Below are 16,468 nucleotides of genomic sequence, written 5' to 3'. Positions count from 1 at the left end.
GGAATCGTGTGAACGGGGCGCATGATATCCGCCACCCGCGATACTGTCAACGGCAAAATCAGCTTTATTGTCTGACTGCCTAGGCTATGTACAATTCGCTGTTTTTTTATGAGCTAGTAGATGGATGGTGCACGGTAGTTGACGCTGCTTTGCCAGTTTTTCAGGCGAGCGAGCGGATCCTGTCGATAGAACTTTTGGAAGCAGCGGTACAGATCGGGGAAACGCTCGTCGAGAAGTTCGGGGGCGCTGAAGAAGTATTCCGACAGCACCGCAAAGCACTCTGCTGGATCTTGGGCGGCATAGGGATCCATACTGGTGGCGTCTTCACCGACCAGATCGATCTCTTCCTGTAAGGCATCCATTGCACCGTGCAGATGCTGTTCCCAGACGGCAATGTCGCGCAGGGGAATTAGGGGAACGCCCGTTGCTTCGCCGCTGCTGCGTATATCCAGCTTGTGAGCGACTTCATGAATGATGAGATTGAAACCGGAGAGATCGAAAGAATCTTGTACTTCCTGCCAGTTGAGGACAATCGGTCCCTGATCCCAGCTTTGCCCAGACTGTACCATTTTCCCCGTATGTACGAGTCCGATGTCGTCCTGCCACTCTTCTTCGACAATAAACGGGCCGGGATAAACCAGAATTTCGTGGAAGCCATCCAGCGCATCCATTCCCAGCGACAAGACCGGCAGGGAAAACAGCAGGGCGATGCGTTGCTGCATGATTTCCGTTAACATCAGTTCCTGCAACGGAATCAGGCGTTTTTGCTTCAAAAACTGATCGGCAAGCGCGACCAACTGCTGAAGTTCTTCATCGCTTAAGGGGGCGAGAAGTGGGATGGAGACCGCAGCTTGCCAGTGTTCAAGTGTCTGCACCTGAGGTTGAGTGTTTTTCCATGGCCATTTAATCATCGTTATTGCTCGTTCAGTCGTCACTTGAATTTAAAGGCGAGGGCGTGTGTTGTTAAACTAACTCGTTGTTAACATGCCGTAAAAGTAGGCATCATGGCAACTGCTAACGGAGAGATGCTGGAGCGACTGACCGAACCCGTCCCGAATACGGGAGTAGGGCAATGCTACCGAAGGTTCCAATTCCCCCGCCTCTCCACCGCTATTCAAACACTTACCTCGCATTGAGTCTGTGACGCTTTCCACACTTGGTAGTGGCTTAAAGCGGACAGCTTAAATCCCCTTCTTCACAACGTAGCATGCTTTTGAATTCTTCCACGCGCTCGGCGGTTTTCTGCGTAAGGCACTGGGAATACACCATGCCATGCACCGATCCCCCGCTTGTCGGGAAGGTCTGAAACCCACAGTCAGCGTCGCGGTACGCGATCCATTTTCTCTGCGCTGATTTAAGCAACGCCTTGTGTTCTTCAATCACCAGGCGTTTCACGACATCCTGATAGAGTCGATTAAGTTCGCCATCCACTTTTTTATATTCATTAGCCGCACACTGGCTCATCTCCAACTGCGTGTTGGCGTTGCCACAATCTGTGGCGGCGGCTTGAGTGATGGGCAGTAGCGCAAAAAGAGCAATGGCGCGCTTTTTCATTATCGATCCTCTGTAAGTTGGCATTAGGTATGAGTATTTATTATTCCTGCCATGCGTTCAGGTACACATAAGCTGAGTGAGGAGGGCACTTTGTAATGGCTGGATAGTCTGACCGACGATGATGATGATGAAATAGCAGGGGAGGCATAATGCTGCTCCCCATTGCCTTTTTATTGATGACACGCTATTGCGCGGCACCGACCACCTGATTACGCCCTTGCTGCTTTGCCTGATAGAGCGCGATATCGGCGCGGTTAATCAGCATGTTTAGCGTTTCGCCAGCCCGATATTCAGCAACGCCGCAGCTGGATGTCACCTGAATTCTTCCTTCACGGTAGGGAAGATGCGTGGTCTCAATACTCTGACGAAGGGCCTCGGCGCGCTGTTGTGCGGCATTGAGATCGCAATTGTCGAGCAAAATGACGAACTCTTCTCCTCCCCAACGGCAGGATTGATCGCTGGAGCGGGTATTGGCCGATAGGATGGCGGAAACCTCTTTTAAAACCATATCTCCGACGTTGTGGCCGTACTTGTCATTAATTTTTTTAAAGTGGTCAATATCAATCAAAATAATGGAGAGCGATTTATGCTGTAAGGCATTTTTCGCCCCGAGACGACGGAATAAATAGTCAAATGCCTGACGGTTCATGAGGCCCGTTAATTTATCGGTCGTCGCCATCTGTTCCAGACGGCGTTGATATCCGCCAATCGTCAACCACAGCAGAAATAGAAAAATAATGCTGACAAATGTGCTGATGCCCAGATTTTTTAGCAATGTGGTGAACAGTCGTTTTTCACTGGGGTGACTGGTTTGCTCAACCATCAAGTACCAGCCGAATTCAGGGAGTAAACGAGTGTTGAGGAAAATATGTTCTCCGTTTGACTGATATTCGTAAGCGCCACCGGGGGAAGTTAGAATTGTGGTTGCGAGCCGGTTCAGACCCTCCTGTTCTTGAAGTTTTAGCGAGCGCGCGTAACTTTCTCCATGTAGCGTAATGTTGCCTTCTTTATCAATGAAATAGATTGTCCGGTTATAGCGTTGTTCGTATTTTTCAATCAGGTGTTTAACACGTTCAACGGGTATACCCACGCCCGTAATGCCAATAAAGTTGTCTTCATAATCCATCACTTTGTGGTTGATGAAAATGTCCAGACGCGTGCGGTTTTCAGGATCAACGCGGAGATCGACAATATAAGGCGTGTCATCCGATAGCGCTTTGTGCTGGAAATACCATTGATCGTCGGGGGACGATTCCGAGACGGTTTTCAGGATGCGCTGCTGATCGTAATAGAGCCCAGTTTTATCAGAAATGAAAAAAGAAAATACGGTGTTGAAGCGGCGATCGATCTCTTTCAGATAGCGGAATAGGGCCTGTGGATCGCTTTCACTTTTTAGTACCCAGTCTCGCAAAAAGGTATCGTGCGCCATTAACGACGAAATAAAGATAGGTTTTAACAAATCTTGCTGGATTTCAGAATAGACGTTATCACTGGTGAGCGGCAGGGTATTTTCTTCGATTTCTTCTTCCAGTGATTCTTTCGCCACTTCATAGCTGGTCCAACTGATAACCAGAAAGGCAGCAAGCAGCATGGATCCAAGTATTACGATTGCGCGCGTTTTGTCTAACCAACGTGAGTTATTAATGAATCCGGTCTGCAACATAGTTTCCCCAGAGAATCATTCATGAGATAGGTGAATAAGTAATAAGTCTCTGTTTTCGGATAAAAATAGTGATGCGACATTTTACTGGAATCGCGTTATAGCACAACCAAGTAAAGCACTAACGACTAACGCATTGGATTCAGTATAGCGGTCCTTCGATGGCGCTGTTACAGGAATGGTGGATATCAATGCGGATGGTGAATTGATTGGTAAAACACTGGCGGTGTTTGGTGTCAGAGAGAAGGTTATTCAGGTTTTTTCTCTGCCGGTGACCGATTAACATCTGAATCTAACCCCCATAAGGACACCGCATTGTGTCCTTATGGATTGATAAAGCATGCGTTAGCGGATTATTTAAATACGCGGAAACGCTTTTCAAAGGAAATATAGGTTTTCTCACCGGCTGGTTGCTCGACTGAGCCAAATGGCATTTGAGCACGCAGTTTCCAACTGGCTGGCAGATTCCACTGTGCTTTCACATCATCGTCAATCAGCGGATTGTAGTGCTGGAGCGAAGCGCCAATTTTTTCCTGCGCCAGCGTAGACCACACGGCAAACTGGGCGATACCGGTTGAATGTTCAGACCAGACTGGGAAGTTATCGGCATAAAGCGCAAATTTTTCCTGTAGCGCTTCAATCACGGCGGTGTCTTCAAAGAACAGGACGGTCCCCGCGCCAGCGGCGAAAGAGGCCAGTTTATTTTCTGTCGGAGCAAAGGCGTCCGCAGGCACAATTTTCTTCAACTGCTGCTTAACAATATCCCACAGTTTGTGATGCTGCTCACCGAACAGAATCACAATGCGTGAGCTTTGTGAATTAAAAGAGGAGGGGCTTTCATTAACGGCTTCGGTAATGAGGGCGGTAACCTGATCTTCTGATATCGGTAATTTATTGCCGATGGCATAGATTGAACGACGGGCCTTGATTGACTGCAAAAAAGCATTACTCATGGTGTGTTCCTCAGTTTACGTGATGACTAACCTTAATACTGTGTCACCGATTTTTCCTGTGTTCAATGGCTTATCGTGCCGGAGTCGTCTCTTTTCCTTCTGCGCCTCGCTCGCCGCAAACCTCGCAGTGCGGTTTTTTCGGCAGCATGATTTCACGAAATTGCAGCGTCATCGCATCGAACATCAGTAGTCGGCCTGTCACTAGCCTGCCGTAACCGGTTAGCAGCTTAATGGCTTCCATCGCTTGCAAACTGCCGATGGTTCCCACCAGCGGCGACATCACGCCCGCTTCGACACAGGTTAGCGCATTGGCGCCGAACAGACGGCTGAGACACTGATAGCAAGGTTCATCAGGCTGATAGGTAAAGACGCTGAGTTGGCCTTCCATCCGAATCGCTGCCCCAGAGATCAGTGGCTTCTTAAGTTGAAAGCCAATGCGGTTTAGACGATTGCGAATGGCGACATTGTCGGTGCAGTCCAACACGGCGTCGTGTTGGCTGACCAGTTCGCTCAACGTCTCGTCATCAAGATCGTCATCAACGGTATCGAGCGAAAGATGGGGGTTCATATCGGATAGCGTCAGACGCGCGGATTCGACCTTTGCCATACCGATACGATCATCACGGTGCAGCACTTGACGCTGTAGGTTAGACAGAGAGACGGTATCAAAATCCAGCAGCGTTAAATGGCCGATGCCCGCCGCGGCCAGATACTGCGCGGCGGCACAGCCTAACCCCCCTAGTCCGACAATCAGCAGGCGTGACGCCTTGAGCTTTTCCTGTCCGTCAAAATCAAAGCCGCGCAGCACAATCTGTCGATTGTAGCGCAGCATCTCTTCATCGCTCAGTTCCGGCAACATACTCAGCGTCCCAGCAGCGCGTTGAAGGGCTCGATGTCGACCCATTCGCCTGCGGCGACATGGCCACGATCTTGTTCAAGCACGATGAAACAGTTACCGAGGCTGAACGAGCTGAAAACGTGCGAACCCTGATGCCCAGTGGTTGTGACTTCCAGCTCGCCCTGCGCGTTGCGGCTGAAAATACCGCGCTGGAAATCGGTGCGCCCTGGTGTCTTTTTCAGTGCGCTGGTGGTTTTGACTCGAACCCGTGGTGGCAAGTGCCATTGCGTATAGCCAGACAGGCGCGCCAGCAGTGGTTGAACCAGTTGATAGAACGTCAGCGCAGCAGAAACCGGATTCCCCGGCAGGCCGCAGAACCAAGCATGCTGTAATTTACCGAAGGCAAAGGGCTTACCGGGCTTGATCGCCAGCTTCCAGAAATGGATATCGCCCAGCTCATCCAGCATTTGTTTGGTGTAATCCGCTTCGCCAACGGAAACCCCGCCGCTGCTAATCACCAGATCGGCAAGCCGATCAGCATCATGAAATGCGGCACGCAGGGCTGCCGGATCGTCGCGGATAATCCCGAGGTCGTGCACCTCGCAGCCTAGTTGTTCCAGCATCAAACGGACGGCGAAACGGTTGGTATCATAAATCTGGCCGTCTGCCAGCGGCTTGCCAACGGGTTGCAGTTCATCTCCGGTAGAAAACACCGCGACTTTCAGACGGCGTACCACGTCAATCTGCGTAATCCCCAGCGAAGCCAGCAGCGGCAGCTCCGCCATGCCCAGTTTGCAGCCTGCAGGCAGCACACTGGCACCCGCCTGAATGTCTTCTCCCGCCAGACGAATATTCTGGCCAGGTTTTACCTCATGTGGAAAGCGGATGCCATCTTCGCTGACGTCAGCCTGTTCCTGCATGATGACGGCGTCGGCGCCTGCGGGAATCGGCGCGCCGGTCATAATGCGAATGCAGGTTCTAGCAGGCCAGTCGCCGGTGAAGGGCGCACCCGCAAAGGCTTTGCCGGCCAGCGGCAGCGTCGTGGCAACGGCCAAATCCGCACAGCGCACGGCATAGCCATCCATTGCGGAATTGGCGAAGGGTGGGACGTTAATCGGGGAGGTGATAGCATGGGCGGTAATCCGTCCTGCGGCGTCGAACAGGGATACGCGCTCTGTCTCGGTGAGGGACGTAACCTGAGAAAACATGTTTTCCAGCGCGTGTTCAAGAGTCAGTAAACCTGCGTTAACGCTTTCCATCTTTACTCCACCGTTTTTTCATCAATACCGTTGTTTTATCAATAAGGCCGGTTTCATTAATGAGTCTGGTTTCATTAATAAAAAAATTTCGCCGTGATGTCGTTCATGGGCGAAAACCTGTTTCCTATGCCACTATTAAGTATGTCAGAGTTCGTAACGGGGGTGAATGTATGCAGGTCAAGGAATGTGCCTTTTGGCGCATGAATCCTCGTTAGGCACGGAACGGCAGGACCATGGTGAAAAACAGAGGCCTTCTGCCCACAACTCGAACCATTTCGGGCAAAAATGGGGAATTTGCATGAGATATTGCATCTGATAGTGCGTCTTTATTGCAATTAACCTAATGTTATAAAAGAAATTTTTCACTGCACTGATTTCAGTTTCCGCTTTACATCATACCTTGCGCTAAATATAGTCGAAAATCGCTGATAATTTGTCCCTGATCGCGTTGCGCTGATTCCAGCCGCATTTATATGGAGATTCGCCGTTCATGTCGCTCACACAGGATCATTATGCCTCGCTGTCTTCCCCCATTCCGGGGCTGGTTTTGCCTGAAAAGCGTGTGGTTGAGGTGCGCGACCTGAGTGTGTACTTCGAGCAGCAAGAACAGCGGACAGATGCGGTGCGTAATTTGACGTTCTCTGTCGATCGGGGCGAAACACTGGCCATTGTCGGCGAGTCTGGATCGGGTAAATCCGTGACGTCGCTGGCATTGATGCGGTTGGTTGAGCATGCGGGCGGCGTGATTCATCAGGGGGATATGCTGTTCCGTCGTCGCGATGGGCAAGTGCTGGATCTCCGCGGAGCCCGTCAGCGTGTGATGCGCACATTGCGTGGCGCAGATTTGGCGATGATTTTCCAAGAGCCGATGACGTCGCTGAATCCTGTTTTCCCCGTCGGCGAACAAATAGCCGAGTCGATTCGGTTGCATCAGGGGATGGACAGACGCGCGGCGCGTGCAGAAACGTTACGCATGCTGGATCTGGTTAGAATACCGGAAGCACGCAACGTGCTGGATCGCTACCCGCACCAGTTGTCCGGCGGCATGCGCCAGCGGGTGATGATTGCAATGGCGCTCTCCTGTAAACCGTCGCTGCTGATTGCCGATGAACCGACGACCGCGCTGGATGTCACTATTCAGGCGCAAATTCTGCAATTGATCCGCGTACTACAGCGTGAAATGGAAATGGCCGTGATTTTCATCACCCATGACATGGGCGTGGTGGCGGAAGTGGCGGAACGCGTCTTGGTGATGCACCGTGGAGAAAGCGTTGAAGCGGGAAGCGTTGGGCAAATCTTTACTGCCCCACAGCATCCGTATACGCAGGGGCTGTTGGCAGCGGTACCTACGCTAGGGTCAATGCGCGGTCAGCCGTTCCCGAAGAAGTTTCCGCTGCTGGATCAAAACGCAGTTCGTATTGCGGACAGTGTACCGCAGGATACCGTTCCCGCGCAGGCGGAGCCGATCTTACAGGTTAGCCATCTGGTGACGCGTTTTCCGATTCGTAGCGGTTTATTGAATCGCGTAACCCGACAGGTACATGCGGTGGAAAACATCAGCTTCGATCTCTGGCCGGGCGAAACGCTGTCGCTGGTTGGTGAATCGGGATGCGGCAAATCCACGACTGGGCGCGCGTTGCTCCAACTGGTTGAAAGCCAGAAGGGCGATATTATCTTTAATGGGCAGCCTATTCATCAGTTGAAAGGGGCAGCATTACAGCGCCTGCGGCGTGATATTCAACTGATTTTTCAGGATCCCTATGCGTCACTGGATCCACGTCTGACGGTTGGCTTTTCGATTATGGAACCGCTGCTGGTGCACAACATTTGCCATCGGCAGGAGGCGGAGAAGCGTGTGGAATGGCTGTTGGCACGTGTAGGGTTAGAACCGGAACATGCCCGGCGCTATCCGCATGAATTTTCCGGCGGCCAGCGCCAGCGCATTTGCATTGCCAGAGCGCTGGCGCTGAACCCGAAAGTGGTCATTGCGGATGAGGCGGTATCCGCGCTGGATGTGTCGATTCAGGCACAAATCATCAATCTGATGTTGGAATTGCAACGTGAATTCGGCATCGCATTTTTATTTATTTCACATGATATGGCGGTGGTCGAGCGTATCAGCCATCGCGTGGCGGTGATGTACATGGGGCAGATTGTCGAGATTGGCTCACGGCAGGACGTATTCGAGCGGCCTCGCCATCCTTATACCCGCAAGCTGATGTCGGCGGTTCCGATTGCCGATCCCTCATGCCGCCAGCGTGAGCAGGTGCTGCTGGTTGATGAAATACCCAGCCCGATTCGGGCGCTTGGCCACGAGCCGATCACGGCGCCTCTGGTGCAGGTGGGTGAGCGACACTTTGTTGCGCACCATCCGATAGCCGGCGCTTACTGACAGGGATTCACAAGGAGAACGTAGCATGGGCGTAATGACGATAAAACGGGGCTGGTTAGTCGCCGCAGGGGTAACCGCTGCTATGGCTGCGTCACCCGTCTGGGCAGCCAAAGATGCGGTGATTGCCGTGGGTTCCACGTTTACCAGTCTGGATCCGTACGATGCCAACGATTCGCTATCGCAGACGGTAGCGAAGTCCTTCTATCAGGGGTTGTTTGGCTTTGATAAAGACATGAAGCTGGTGAATGTGCTGGCGGACAGCTATGACGTGAGTCCGGATGGCCTGGCGTATACCATTAAGCTGCATCCAGGCGTCAAATTTCACGATGGATCGGCGTTTAACGCCGCCGCCGTGAAAGTGAATCTGGATCGCGCCAGTAATCCAGACAACCGCTTGAAGCGATATAACCTGTTTAAGATGATCGAAAAAACCGACGTGGTTGACGACCTGACGGTAAAAATTACATTGAAGACGCCATTCTCGGCGTTCGTTAACAATCTGGCGCATCCGGCGGCGGTGATGATCTCGCCGGCAGCATTAACGCTGTACGGCAAGGATATTGGTTTCCATCCGGTAGGCACCGGCCCGTACCGTTTTGTGGCCTGGAATCAGACCGATTTTGTCAAAGTCGAGAAATTCAGCGGCTACTGGAAGGCGGGTTTGCCGAAGCTGGACAGCATTACCTGGCGTCCGGTCGTGGATAACAACACGCGTGCGGCACTGCTGCAAACCGGCGAAGCACAGTTTGCTTATCCAATACCGTTCGAGCAAGCCAAGGTACTGGAGAAAAATGACAAGCTGACGCTGGTGGCATCGCCGTCGATTCTGCACCGTTACATCAGCATAAACGTGACGCAGAAACCGTTTGATAACCCGAAAGTGCGGCAGGCGTTGAACTACGCGATCAACAAAGAGGCGCTGATTAAAGTGGCGTTCTCCGGCTATGCGACGCCCGCCGAAGGGCCACTGCCGAGCAGCATTGATTATTCAGTAAAATATCATCCGTGGCCTTACGATCCGGCCAAAGCGCGCGAGCTGCTGAAAGAAGCGGGCTACCCAGACGGCTTCACCACGACGCTCTGGTCGTCGCATAACCACAGTACGGCGCAGAAAGTCTTGCAGTTCACGCAGCAACAGCTGGCACAGGTCGGGGTGAAAGTGCAGGTGACTGCGATGGATGCCGGACAGCGGGCGGCGGAAGTGGAAGGTAAGGGCGTGAAAGAAACGGGCGTTCGCCTGTTCTACACCGGCTGGTCGGCTTCGACGGGCGAAGCTGACTGGGCGCTGTCGCCGCTGTTTGCAACGGCTTCCTGGCCACCCGCGCAGTTCAACACGGCGTTTTACAGTAATCCGCAAGTCGATGCGGATCTGGCGAATGCGCTGAAAACCACGGTTCGGACGGAAAAACAGAAACTGTATCAGGATGCACAGGACAAAATCTGGGCGGATGCGCCGTGGATTTTCTTGGCGACAGAGCGTTTAGTCTCGGCCAACAGCAAAAAGCTGACTGGGTTTTACGTGATGCCGGATACCCTGTTCAGTTTTGAAGAAGCCGATCTGAAGGAATAATTCACCGCAAAAGGATGACCAGGGAATCGGGCGGCCGTAAGGCTGCCCGCAGTGGTCAACACACGTCCACCTTATAGGGAGTCTGACGCATGTCTGTGGAAAACCGTTCATGCTGAATTATTTTATTAAACGACTACTGGGACTGATTCCCACGCTCCTGATTGTGATGGTGCTGGTGTTCTTGTTCGTTCATCTGTTACCCGGCGACCCCGCGCGTTTAGCTGCCGGGCGGGAAGCGGATGCCGCCGTCATCGAGATGGTGCGGCAGGATCTGGGATTGGATAAATCGCTACCGCATCAGTTCTGGCACTTCTTTACCCGTATCCTGCAAGGGGATTTGGGAACGTCGATGGTGTCGAAGCGTCCGGTCACGGAAGAGATCGCCATGCGCTTTATGCCGACCTTTTGGCTGACGGTGTGCAGCATGGTGTGGGCGGTGATTTTTGGCATGGCGATCGGCATCGTATCGGCCGTGTGGCGCAACGGCTGGCCGGACAGGATCGGAATGACGCTGGCGGTATCCGGCCTCTCTTTCCCTGCGTTTGCGCTCGGTATGCTGTTAATGCAGATTTTTTCTGTCGAACTGGGGTGGCTGCCGACGGTGGGGGCGGACACCTGGTTGCACTACATTTTGCCCTCACTGACGCTGGGTGCGGCGGTCGCGGCGGTGATGGCGCGTTTTACCCGTGCATCGTTTGTTGATGTCTTGCAAGAAGATTATATGCGTACGGCGCGGGCAAAGGGCGTGCGCGAATCGCTGGTGGTAGTGAAGCACGGGCTGCGCAATGCGCTGATTCCGGTGGTGACGATGATGGGGCTGCAATTTGGTTTCTTGCTCGGCGGTTCAATCGTCGTGGAGAAGGTCTTCAACTGGCCGGGGCTAGGACGGCTGCTGGTGGATGCGGTGGAGATGCGCGACTATCCGGTGATTCAGGCTGAGGTGTTGCTGTTTTCACTGGAATTCATTCTGATTAATCTGCTGGTGGATATGCTGTATGCCGCGATTAATCCCGCCATTCGTTATAAATAAGGAAAGGGAATGAGACACTGGCGACGTAACGCTATGCTGGCGACGCTCCCTGTCATCAGGGATAAATCGGTTCGTACGCCGTGGCGTGAATTCTGGCGGCGCTTTCTTCGGCAACATGTCGCGGTCACCGCAGGCGTGTTTGTGCTACTGCTGATTGTAGTCGCGTTTCTGGCACCACACCTGATGCCCTATGATGCCGAGAATTATTTCGATTATGAGCGCCTGAATGAAGGCCCGTCGGCGGCACACTGGCTGGGGGTGGATTCATTAGGTCGTGATATTTTCAGTCGGATCCTGATGGGGACACGTATCTCGCTGGCGGCGGGCATGCTTTCGGTGTTAGTTGGGATGATTATCGGCACGACACTCGGTCTGGTGGCGGGTTACTACGAAGGGTGGGCGGACAGGATCATTATGCGCCTATGCGATGTGTTGTTTGCCTTTCCCGGTATTCTGCTGGCGATTGCCGTTGTGGCGATTATGGGCAGTGGGATGGCGAATGTGATTGTCGCCGTCGCGATTTTTAGCATTCCGGCGTTCGCCCGTCTGGTACGGGGTAATACGCTGGTGCTGAAACAGCTGACCTACATCGAATCGGCCCGCAGTATTGGCGCCAGCGACCGGACGATCCTCTTTCGGCATATTCTGCCCGGCTCGGTGTCTTCTATCGTGGTGTTTTTCTCGATGCGCATAGGGATGTCGATCATTACGGCAGCCAGCCTGTCATTTCTAGGGCTGGGCGCACAGCCGCCGATGCCGGAGTGGGGAGCGATGCTGAACGAAGCGCGCTCAGATATGGTAATTGCCCCGCACGTCGCGATATTCCCAAGTTTGGCAATCTTTCTGACGGTACTGGCGTTTAATTTATTGGGCGACGGCCTGCGCGATGCACTCGACCCGAAATTGAAAAGCTGAATAAAAAGCAGTGATAAAAAAGCGCGGCAAGTGCCGCGCTCAGACCACTGATAAACCTATTTACCGAACGAAAACGGGAGTAACGGAATAGAAGAGTAAAGCGTTTGCGCCAAGGATGGCGCAATCCGAGCTTACAATGGACGTACTCGTAGCGTCTTTACGATCTATCCGTTACTGCCGCTTGGCGGCCTTTGCCGCCACACACCATTAGAACGAGGTGCGTTTATAGCTGCGGTACTGCGGTTGCCAGAAGTTGTGCTCAATCGCCTTTTGCAGCGCATCCGACGAGGTCACGACGGCGGCACCCTGCAACTGTGCGGCTTTACCGACTTCCAGTGCAATACGCTTGGACACCTGCTGGATATCGGCCAGATCCGGCAGCAGAGCGCCTTCGCCGTTATTCGCCAGCGGAGAGCAGTCAGCCAGCGCGCGGCTGGCGGCCATCAACATACCGTCAGTGATACGCTTGGCACCCGACGCCAGTACCCCTAACCCGATACCTGGGAAAATGTAGGAGTTGTTGCACTGCGCGATAGGGAAGACCTTATCCTGATAGCTCACCGGGGAGAACGGACTACCGGTCGCAACCAGCGCAGCACCTTCCGTCCAACGAATGATATCTTCCGGACGGGCTTCCACGCGAGATGTCGGGTTAGACAGCGGCATCACGATAGGACGCGCACAGTGTTTGTGCATTTCACGGATGATTTCTTCCGTGAATAGACCCGGCTGCCCAGATACACCGATCAGGATGGTTGGTTTGGCGTTACGTACCACTTCCAGCAGAGAAATGGCATCGCTGTTGCAATCCCAGTTCGTCAGCAGCTCGCTTTTCTGCACCAGTTTGCTCTGGAAATCGAGCAGGTTCGGCAGTTTGTCTGTCAGCAGACCAAAGCGGTCAACCATGAAGACGCGTGCGCGCGCTTCGTCATCGCTCAGCCCTTCAGATTTCATCTGTGCGATGATTTGTTCAGCGATACCACAGCCTGCAGAACCGGCACCCAGGAAGGCCACGGTCTGATCGCGTAACTGCGTACCTGCCGCACGGCTGGCGGCAATCAGGCTGCCCAGCGCAACCGCTGCGGTCCCCTGAATGTCATCGTTAAAGCTACAGATCTCATCACGATAGCGGTTCAGCAGCGGCGTTGCATTCTTCTGTGCGAAGTCTTCAAACTGCAACAGCACGTTCGGCCAGCGGCGTTTTACAGCCTGAATGAATTCGTCAACAAATTCATAGTATTCGTCATCCGTGATACGCGGATGGCGCCAGCCCATGTACAGCGGATCGTTCAGACGCTGCGGGTTGTTGGTGCCGACATCCAGAACAACGGGCAGGGTGTAGGCTGGGCTGATACCGCCACACGCGGTGTACAGCGACAGCTTACCGATTGGTATCCCCATGCCGCCGATGCCCTGATCGCCCAGACCCAGAATACGCTCACCGTCGGTCACAACGATGACTTTCACGTTCTGCTTGGTGGCGTTTTGCAGCATATCATCGATATGTGCGCGGTTAGGGTAGGAGATAAACAGGCCACGGGCGCGACGATAGATATCGGAGAAGTGCTCACAGGCTTCGCCAACGGTCGGAGTGTAGATGATAGGCATCATCTCACTGAGGTGACCGTCCAACAGGCGGTAGAACAGGGTTTCGTTGGTATCCTGAATGTTGCGCAGGTAAACGTGTTTTTCAATATCGTGTTTGAATTCCTGATACTGACGCCAGGCGCGTTCTGCCTGTTCTTCGATAGTTTCGACGGCTTCAGGCAGCAGACCATGCAGGTTAAAGTTAGCGCGTTCTTCTTCGGTAAACGCGCTGCCTTTATTCAGCAGGGGAAATTCAAGCAAGATTGGGCCAGCGTAGGGAATATGGAGAGGACGTTTGCTTTCGTATTCTAATTCCATGACTTTTTACTCTCGGATAACAGAAAAAACTCAGGTGTTGTCGATAAAAACTGTTGCGGATCTTAAATTACCCAGAGAATATGTACAGAAATTGTTAATTAAAATAGTTACAGATGGCTTGCATCTTAGTCGAAATGCAGGCTTTATCGATTCACCTCGCGTTTTTCACACTTCTCTTTGCTGAAATCCTGCACATCTCTCCGCCGTTATTCCTCAATAAAGTGGTGTTCAACGTCGGTGCAGCCCAACTCTGCCAGCATAATTTGCGAAATTGCCCAGTGGCTGACAATCGCATTGCGACGTTCAACGACAACGGCATGTTTCACCGTGCACAGATCTTCACCGGCAAGGTTCATCAGATTTAATGCGGCTTGCAAAGGCGGCAGACTAGGGTTGAATGCTGCATTTTCTGCGTAGCGCCCGGTATAGGTATTACCACTTGACGTTTCCAACGCGATGCCGCTAATGGCTTTGCTATAGGGAGCATGGCTACGGTTGGCGGCATCCAACGCTTGGCGGACAAGTGCATTCACATTCTGCAAAGTGGCACCGTAGTTGACGTCATCCATCAGTAAGGTATCAATCTGCAGATCGACGGGGCCGAAGGCATCCGGCAGATAGTGGCTGAGTACGGCAGGCTGGCGACCCGGTAGTTGAATACGCAGCGATGCCGCATTGCGTAATTCGTTCATAAACTGGCGGCAGTGGCCGCATGGCGTGTAGTTCACGGTGACGGCCTGCAACCCGCGCTCATTACGCAGCCAGGCATGGCTGACCGCGCTCTGTTCGGCATGTATTGTTTGTTGAAGCTGAACGGCACTGAACTCCATGTTGGCACCAAAGTAGACATTGCCGCTAAGCCCTTGCGCAATTGCGCCAACCTGAAAATTCGAGATAGGCGCCTGTGCGTAAGCGGCGGCCAGTGGCAATAGCGCAAAGGCCAATGCATCGGTGTCTAACTGGCTGGCTTCACAAACGGCATTCACCTCGTCCGCAGTTAACATGGCGGCGAAATCCGGTTTATCGAGCAATGGGCGGATCGCGACTTGCAGGCTGGCAGGTAATTGCTGGAAGGCGTTTTCAAAACGTGGATGCATAGTGGCTTACTCTCTTTACCCGTCAATGACGTCATGTTAGGTAGCAGAGTAGCAATAAATTGTGATCAAAATCTCTTTGTTGAATGAAAGGAATGCAAATTAACTGCTAAATGCGAGATGTATCTCAATTTTATGGCGGGCGATGCGAGGCACGCACCGTCCCCCGCTAGATTCAGCCAGCGACGTGCAAGAGTAGAGGGAAGATGAGCGGCGCAATCAGCGACGTGATGATCCCGCAGATGACCAGTGCCAGCGAACTGAATGCACCTTCCTGATAGTCAACCTCTGCACAGCGCGCCGTACCGAGTGCGTGTGAGGCGGTGCCCATCGACAGCCCACGCGCGGCTTTGGTTTTAATACCGATGCGGTTGAACACACTGTGACCTAAGACTGCGCCGAGAATACCGACAAAAATCACGCAGACGGCGCTGATAGCCGGAATCCCACCAATCGAGCTGGCGACGGCCATCGCAATCGGCGTGGTGACGGATTTAGGCAGCACCGAGGCGGCGATTTCTGGCGATGCCCCCATCCACAGCGCCACCAGCGTGCCGGAGATAATGGCAGTCAGGCTACCGATAAAGCACACGCTGATGATCGACTTCCAGCGCGCGCGAATTTGGTGCAGCTGTTCATAAAGCGGGAACGCCAGCGCGACCACCGCCGGTTGAAGCAGATCGTTAAGGACTTTACTGCCCTGAAAATAGTGCTCGTAGGGAATCTTCAATACCAGCAGCAGCGGAATAATAATCGCCATCGACACCAGCAGCGGGTTCAACAGGGAAATCCGGGTCAGCACGGCCAGTTTACGCGCGGCGAAAAAGACAATCAGAGTGAGGGGCAGCGACCACCACAAATAGCTAAACATTATTCATTATCCTTCGGCGGCGTGCGATCGCCAGCCACGGCTCGTTCACGCTGCATTATCTGGGTACTGAAACCCACAACCAACATCACAATAAAGGTACTGATCAGGCAGGAAACGACGATAGGGCCAAACTGTTGGCTGACCAGATCGTAATAATTCATCACGCCGACGCCGATTGGGACGAACAGCAGCGCCATGTGACGAATAAGCAGGTGGCAACCCGGTTTTACCCACTGCGCGGGCAGAATTTGCGAGGCGAGAAGGATGAACAAGACCAGCATGCCGATGATACTGCCGGGGATAGTGAACGGAAGTAACGCGGATACCGCATTGCCTGCCAGCAGGCAGAGATAAATCAATGCGAAAGCGCGTAAATACTGCCAGCACACGATGAACGTATTACGCATGGGACATTCCTGATTAGCTG

The 16,468-nt window shown here is 53.0% G+C and carries 14 protein-coding genes; 4 read left to right on the top strand and 10 right to left on the bottom strand.

Translation table 11 applies throughout. The features are described from left to right. Window positions 1–113: 113 nt before the first annotated feature. From mtfA to moeA, 6 genes are all read right to left on the bottom strand, one after another. Window positions 114–911, bottom strand: a complete 798-nt coding sequence (gene mtfA / locus H0247_RS04455; RefSeq protein WP_180741414.1) for a DgsA anti-repressor MtfA — start codon at window positions 909–911, stop codon at window positions 114–116. A 256-nt stretch (window positions 912–1,167) separates the two neighbouring features. After that, window positions 1,168–1,554 (bottom strand): lysozyme inhibitor LprI family protein, encoded by a 387-nt coding sequence (locus H0247_RS04450; RefSeq protein WP_180741413.1) that lies wholly within the window; start codon window positions 1,552–1,554, stop codon window positions 1,168–1,170. A gap of 184 nt (window positions 1,555–1,738) precedes the next feature. After that, window positions 1,739–3,214 carry a sensor domain-containing diguanylate cyclase gene (locus H0247_RS04445; protein WP_180741459.1) on the bottom strand — a complete coding sequence of 492 codons (1,476 nt, stop codon included), beginning with the start codon at window positions 3,212–3,214 and terminating at the stop codon, window positions 1,739–1,741. A gap of 353 nt (window positions 3,215–3,567) precedes the next feature. Further along, window positions 3,568–4,167 (bottom strand): nitroreductase family protein, encoded by a 600-nt coding sequence (locus tag H0247_RS04435; protein ID WP_180741412.1) that lies wholly within the window; start codon window positions 4,165–4,167, stop codon window positions 3,568–3,570. Between the two features lie 70 nt (window positions 4,168–4,237). Then, window positions 4,238–5,026: a molybdopterin-synthase adenylyltransferase MoeB gene (gene moeB / locus H0247_RS04430; RefSeq protein ID WP_180741411.1), complete on the bottom strand. Its 789-nt coding sequence runs from the start codon at window positions 5,024–5,026 to the stop codon at window positions 4,238–4,240. A 2-nt stretch (window positions 5,027–5,028) separates the two neighbouring features. Beyond that, entirely contained in the window at window positions 5,029–6,264 is a 1,236-nt protein-coding gene (moeA, locus tag H0247_RS04425; protein ID WP_180741410.1) for a molybdopterin molybdotransferase MoeA, read from the bottom strand. A gap of 490 nt (window positions 6,265–6,754) precedes the next feature. On the opposite strand from moeA, the gene H0247_RS04420 reads away from it, so the two are divergent. The 4 genes from H0247_RS04420 to gsiD all read left to right on the top strand — a co-directional run bounded on the left by H0247_RS04420 (window position 6,755) and on the right by gsiD (window position 12,171). Further along, a complete protein-coding gene (locus H0247_RS04420; RefSeq protein ID WP_180741409.1) occupies window positions 6,755–8,656 on the top strand; it encodes a dipeptide ABC transporter ATP-binding protein in 1,902 nt (633 codons plus the stop codon). Between the two features lie 25 nt (window positions 8,657–8,681). Next, on the top strand, window positions 8,682–10,226 hold the full coding sequence (gene gsiB, locus H0247_RS04415; protein WP_180741408.1) for a glutathione ABC transporter substrate-binding protein GsiB: 1,545 nt from the start codon (window positions 8,682–8,684) through the stop codon (window positions 10,224–10,226). A gap of 109 nt (window positions 10,227–10,335) precedes the next feature. Continuing rightward, window positions 10,336–11,256, top strand: a complete 921-nt coding sequence (gene gsiC / locus H0247_RS04410; protein ID WP_180741407.1) for a glutathione ABC transporter permease GsiC — start codon at window positions 10,336–10,338, stop codon at window positions 11,254–11,256. Between the two features lie 9 nt (window positions 11,257–11,265). Beyond that, window positions 11,266–12,171: a glutathione ABC transporter permease GsiD gene (gene gsiD, locus H0247_RS04405; protein ID WP_180741406.1), complete on the top strand. Its 906-nt coding sequence runs from the start codon at window positions 11,266–11,268 to the stop codon at window positions 12,169–12,171. A gap of 207 nt (window positions 12,172–12,378) precedes the next feature. Here the strand turns inward: gsiD and H0247_RS04400 are convergent, their stop codons facing one another. The 4 genes from H0247_RS04400 to H0247_RS04385 all read right to left on the bottom strand — a co-directional run bounded on the left by H0247_RS04400 (window position 12,379) and on the right by H0247_RS04385 (window position 16,448). Then, window positions 12,379–14,076 (bottom strand): NAD-dependent malic enzyme, encoded by a 1,698-nt coding sequence (locus H0247_RS04400; RefSeq protein WP_180741405.1) that lies wholly within the window; start codon window positions 14,074–14,076, stop codon window positions 12,379–12,381. A 206-nt stretch (window positions 14,077–14,282) separates the two neighbouring features. After that, a complete protein-coding gene (gene cdd, locus H0247_RS04395) occupies window positions 14,283–15,173 on the bottom strand; it encodes a cytidine deaminase (RefSeq protein ID WP_180741404.1) in 891 nt (296 codons plus the stop codon). 172 nt (window positions 15,174–15,345) lie between these two features. Continuing rightward, window positions 15,346–16,041, bottom strand: coding sequence for a CidB/LrgB family autolysis modulator (locus tag H0247_RS04390; protein WP_010280886.1), 696 nt, complete (start codon window positions 16,039–16,041; stop codon window positions 15,346–15,348). Next, window positions 16,041–16,448 (bottom strand): CidA/LrgA family protein, encoded by a 408-nt coding sequence (locus H0247_RS04385; RefSeq protein WP_014914903.1) that lies wholly within the window; start codon window positions 16,446–16,448, stop codon window positions 16,041–16,043. The genes H0247_RS04390 and H0247_RS04385 overlap by 1 nt, the downstream gene beginning before the upstream one ends. Between the last annotated feature and the right edge of the window lie 20 nt (window positions 16,449–16,468).

The organism is Pectobacterium sp. CFBP8739 (assembly GCF_013449375.1).
In the GTDB taxonomy this organism is placed as follows: domain Bacteria; phylum Pseudomonadota; class Gammaproteobacteria; order Enterobacterales; family Enterobacteriaceae; genus Pectobacterium.
Note: the sequence above shows the minus strand (reverse complement) of the source record. Positions and strands in the feature narration are given on the sequence as shown.

Coding starts and splice junctions, on each gene's coding strand:
- mtfA (WP_180741414.1), bottom strand. CDS start 911: ATGATTAAATGGCCATGGAAAAACACTCAACCTCAGGTGCAGACACTT.
- H0247_RS04450 (WP_180741413.1), bottom strand. CDS start 1,554: ATGAAAAAGCGCGCCATTGCTCTTTTTGCGCTACTGCCCATCACTCAA.
- H0247_RS04435 (WP_180741412.1), bottom strand. CDS start 4,167: ATGAGTAATGCTTTTTTGCAGTCAATCAAGGCCCGTCGTTCAATCTAT.
- moeB (WP_180741411.1), bottom strand. CDS start 5,026: ATGTTGCCGGAACTGAGCGATGAAGAGATGCTGCGCTACAATCGACAG.
- moeA (WP_180741410.1), bottom strand. CDS start 6,264: ATGGAAAGCGTTAACGCAGGTTTACTGACTCTTGAACACGCGCTGGAA.
- H0247_RS04420 (WP_180741409.1), top strand. CDS start 6,755: ATGTCGCTCACACAGGATCATTATGCCTCGCTGTCTTCCCCCATTCCG.
- gsiB (WP_180741408.1), top strand. CDS start 8,682: ATGGGCGTAATGACGATAAAACGGGGCTGGTTAGTCGCCGCAGGGGTA.
- gsiC (WP_180741407.1), top strand. CDS start 10,336: ATGCTGAATTATTTTATTAAACGACTACTGGGACTGATTCCCACGCTC.
- gsiD (WP_180741406.1), top strand. CDS start 11,266: ATGAGACACTGGCGACGTAACGCTATGCTGGCGACGCTCCCTGTCATC.
- H0247_RS04400 (WP_180741405.1), bottom strand. CDS start 14,076: ATGGAATTAGAATACGAAAGCAAACGTCCTCTCCATATTCCCTACGCT.
- cdd (WP_180741404.1), bottom strand. CDS start 15,173: ATGCATCCACGTTTTGAAAACGCCTTCCAGCAATTACCTGCCAGCCTG.
- H0247_RS04390 (WP_010280886.1), bottom strand. CDS start 16,041: ATGTTTAGCTATTTGTGGTGGTCGCTGCCCCTCACTCTGATTGTCTTT.
- H0247_RS04385 (WP_014914903.1), bottom strand. CDS start 16,448: ATGCGTAATACGTTCATCGTGTGCTGGCAGTATTTACGCGCTTTCGCA.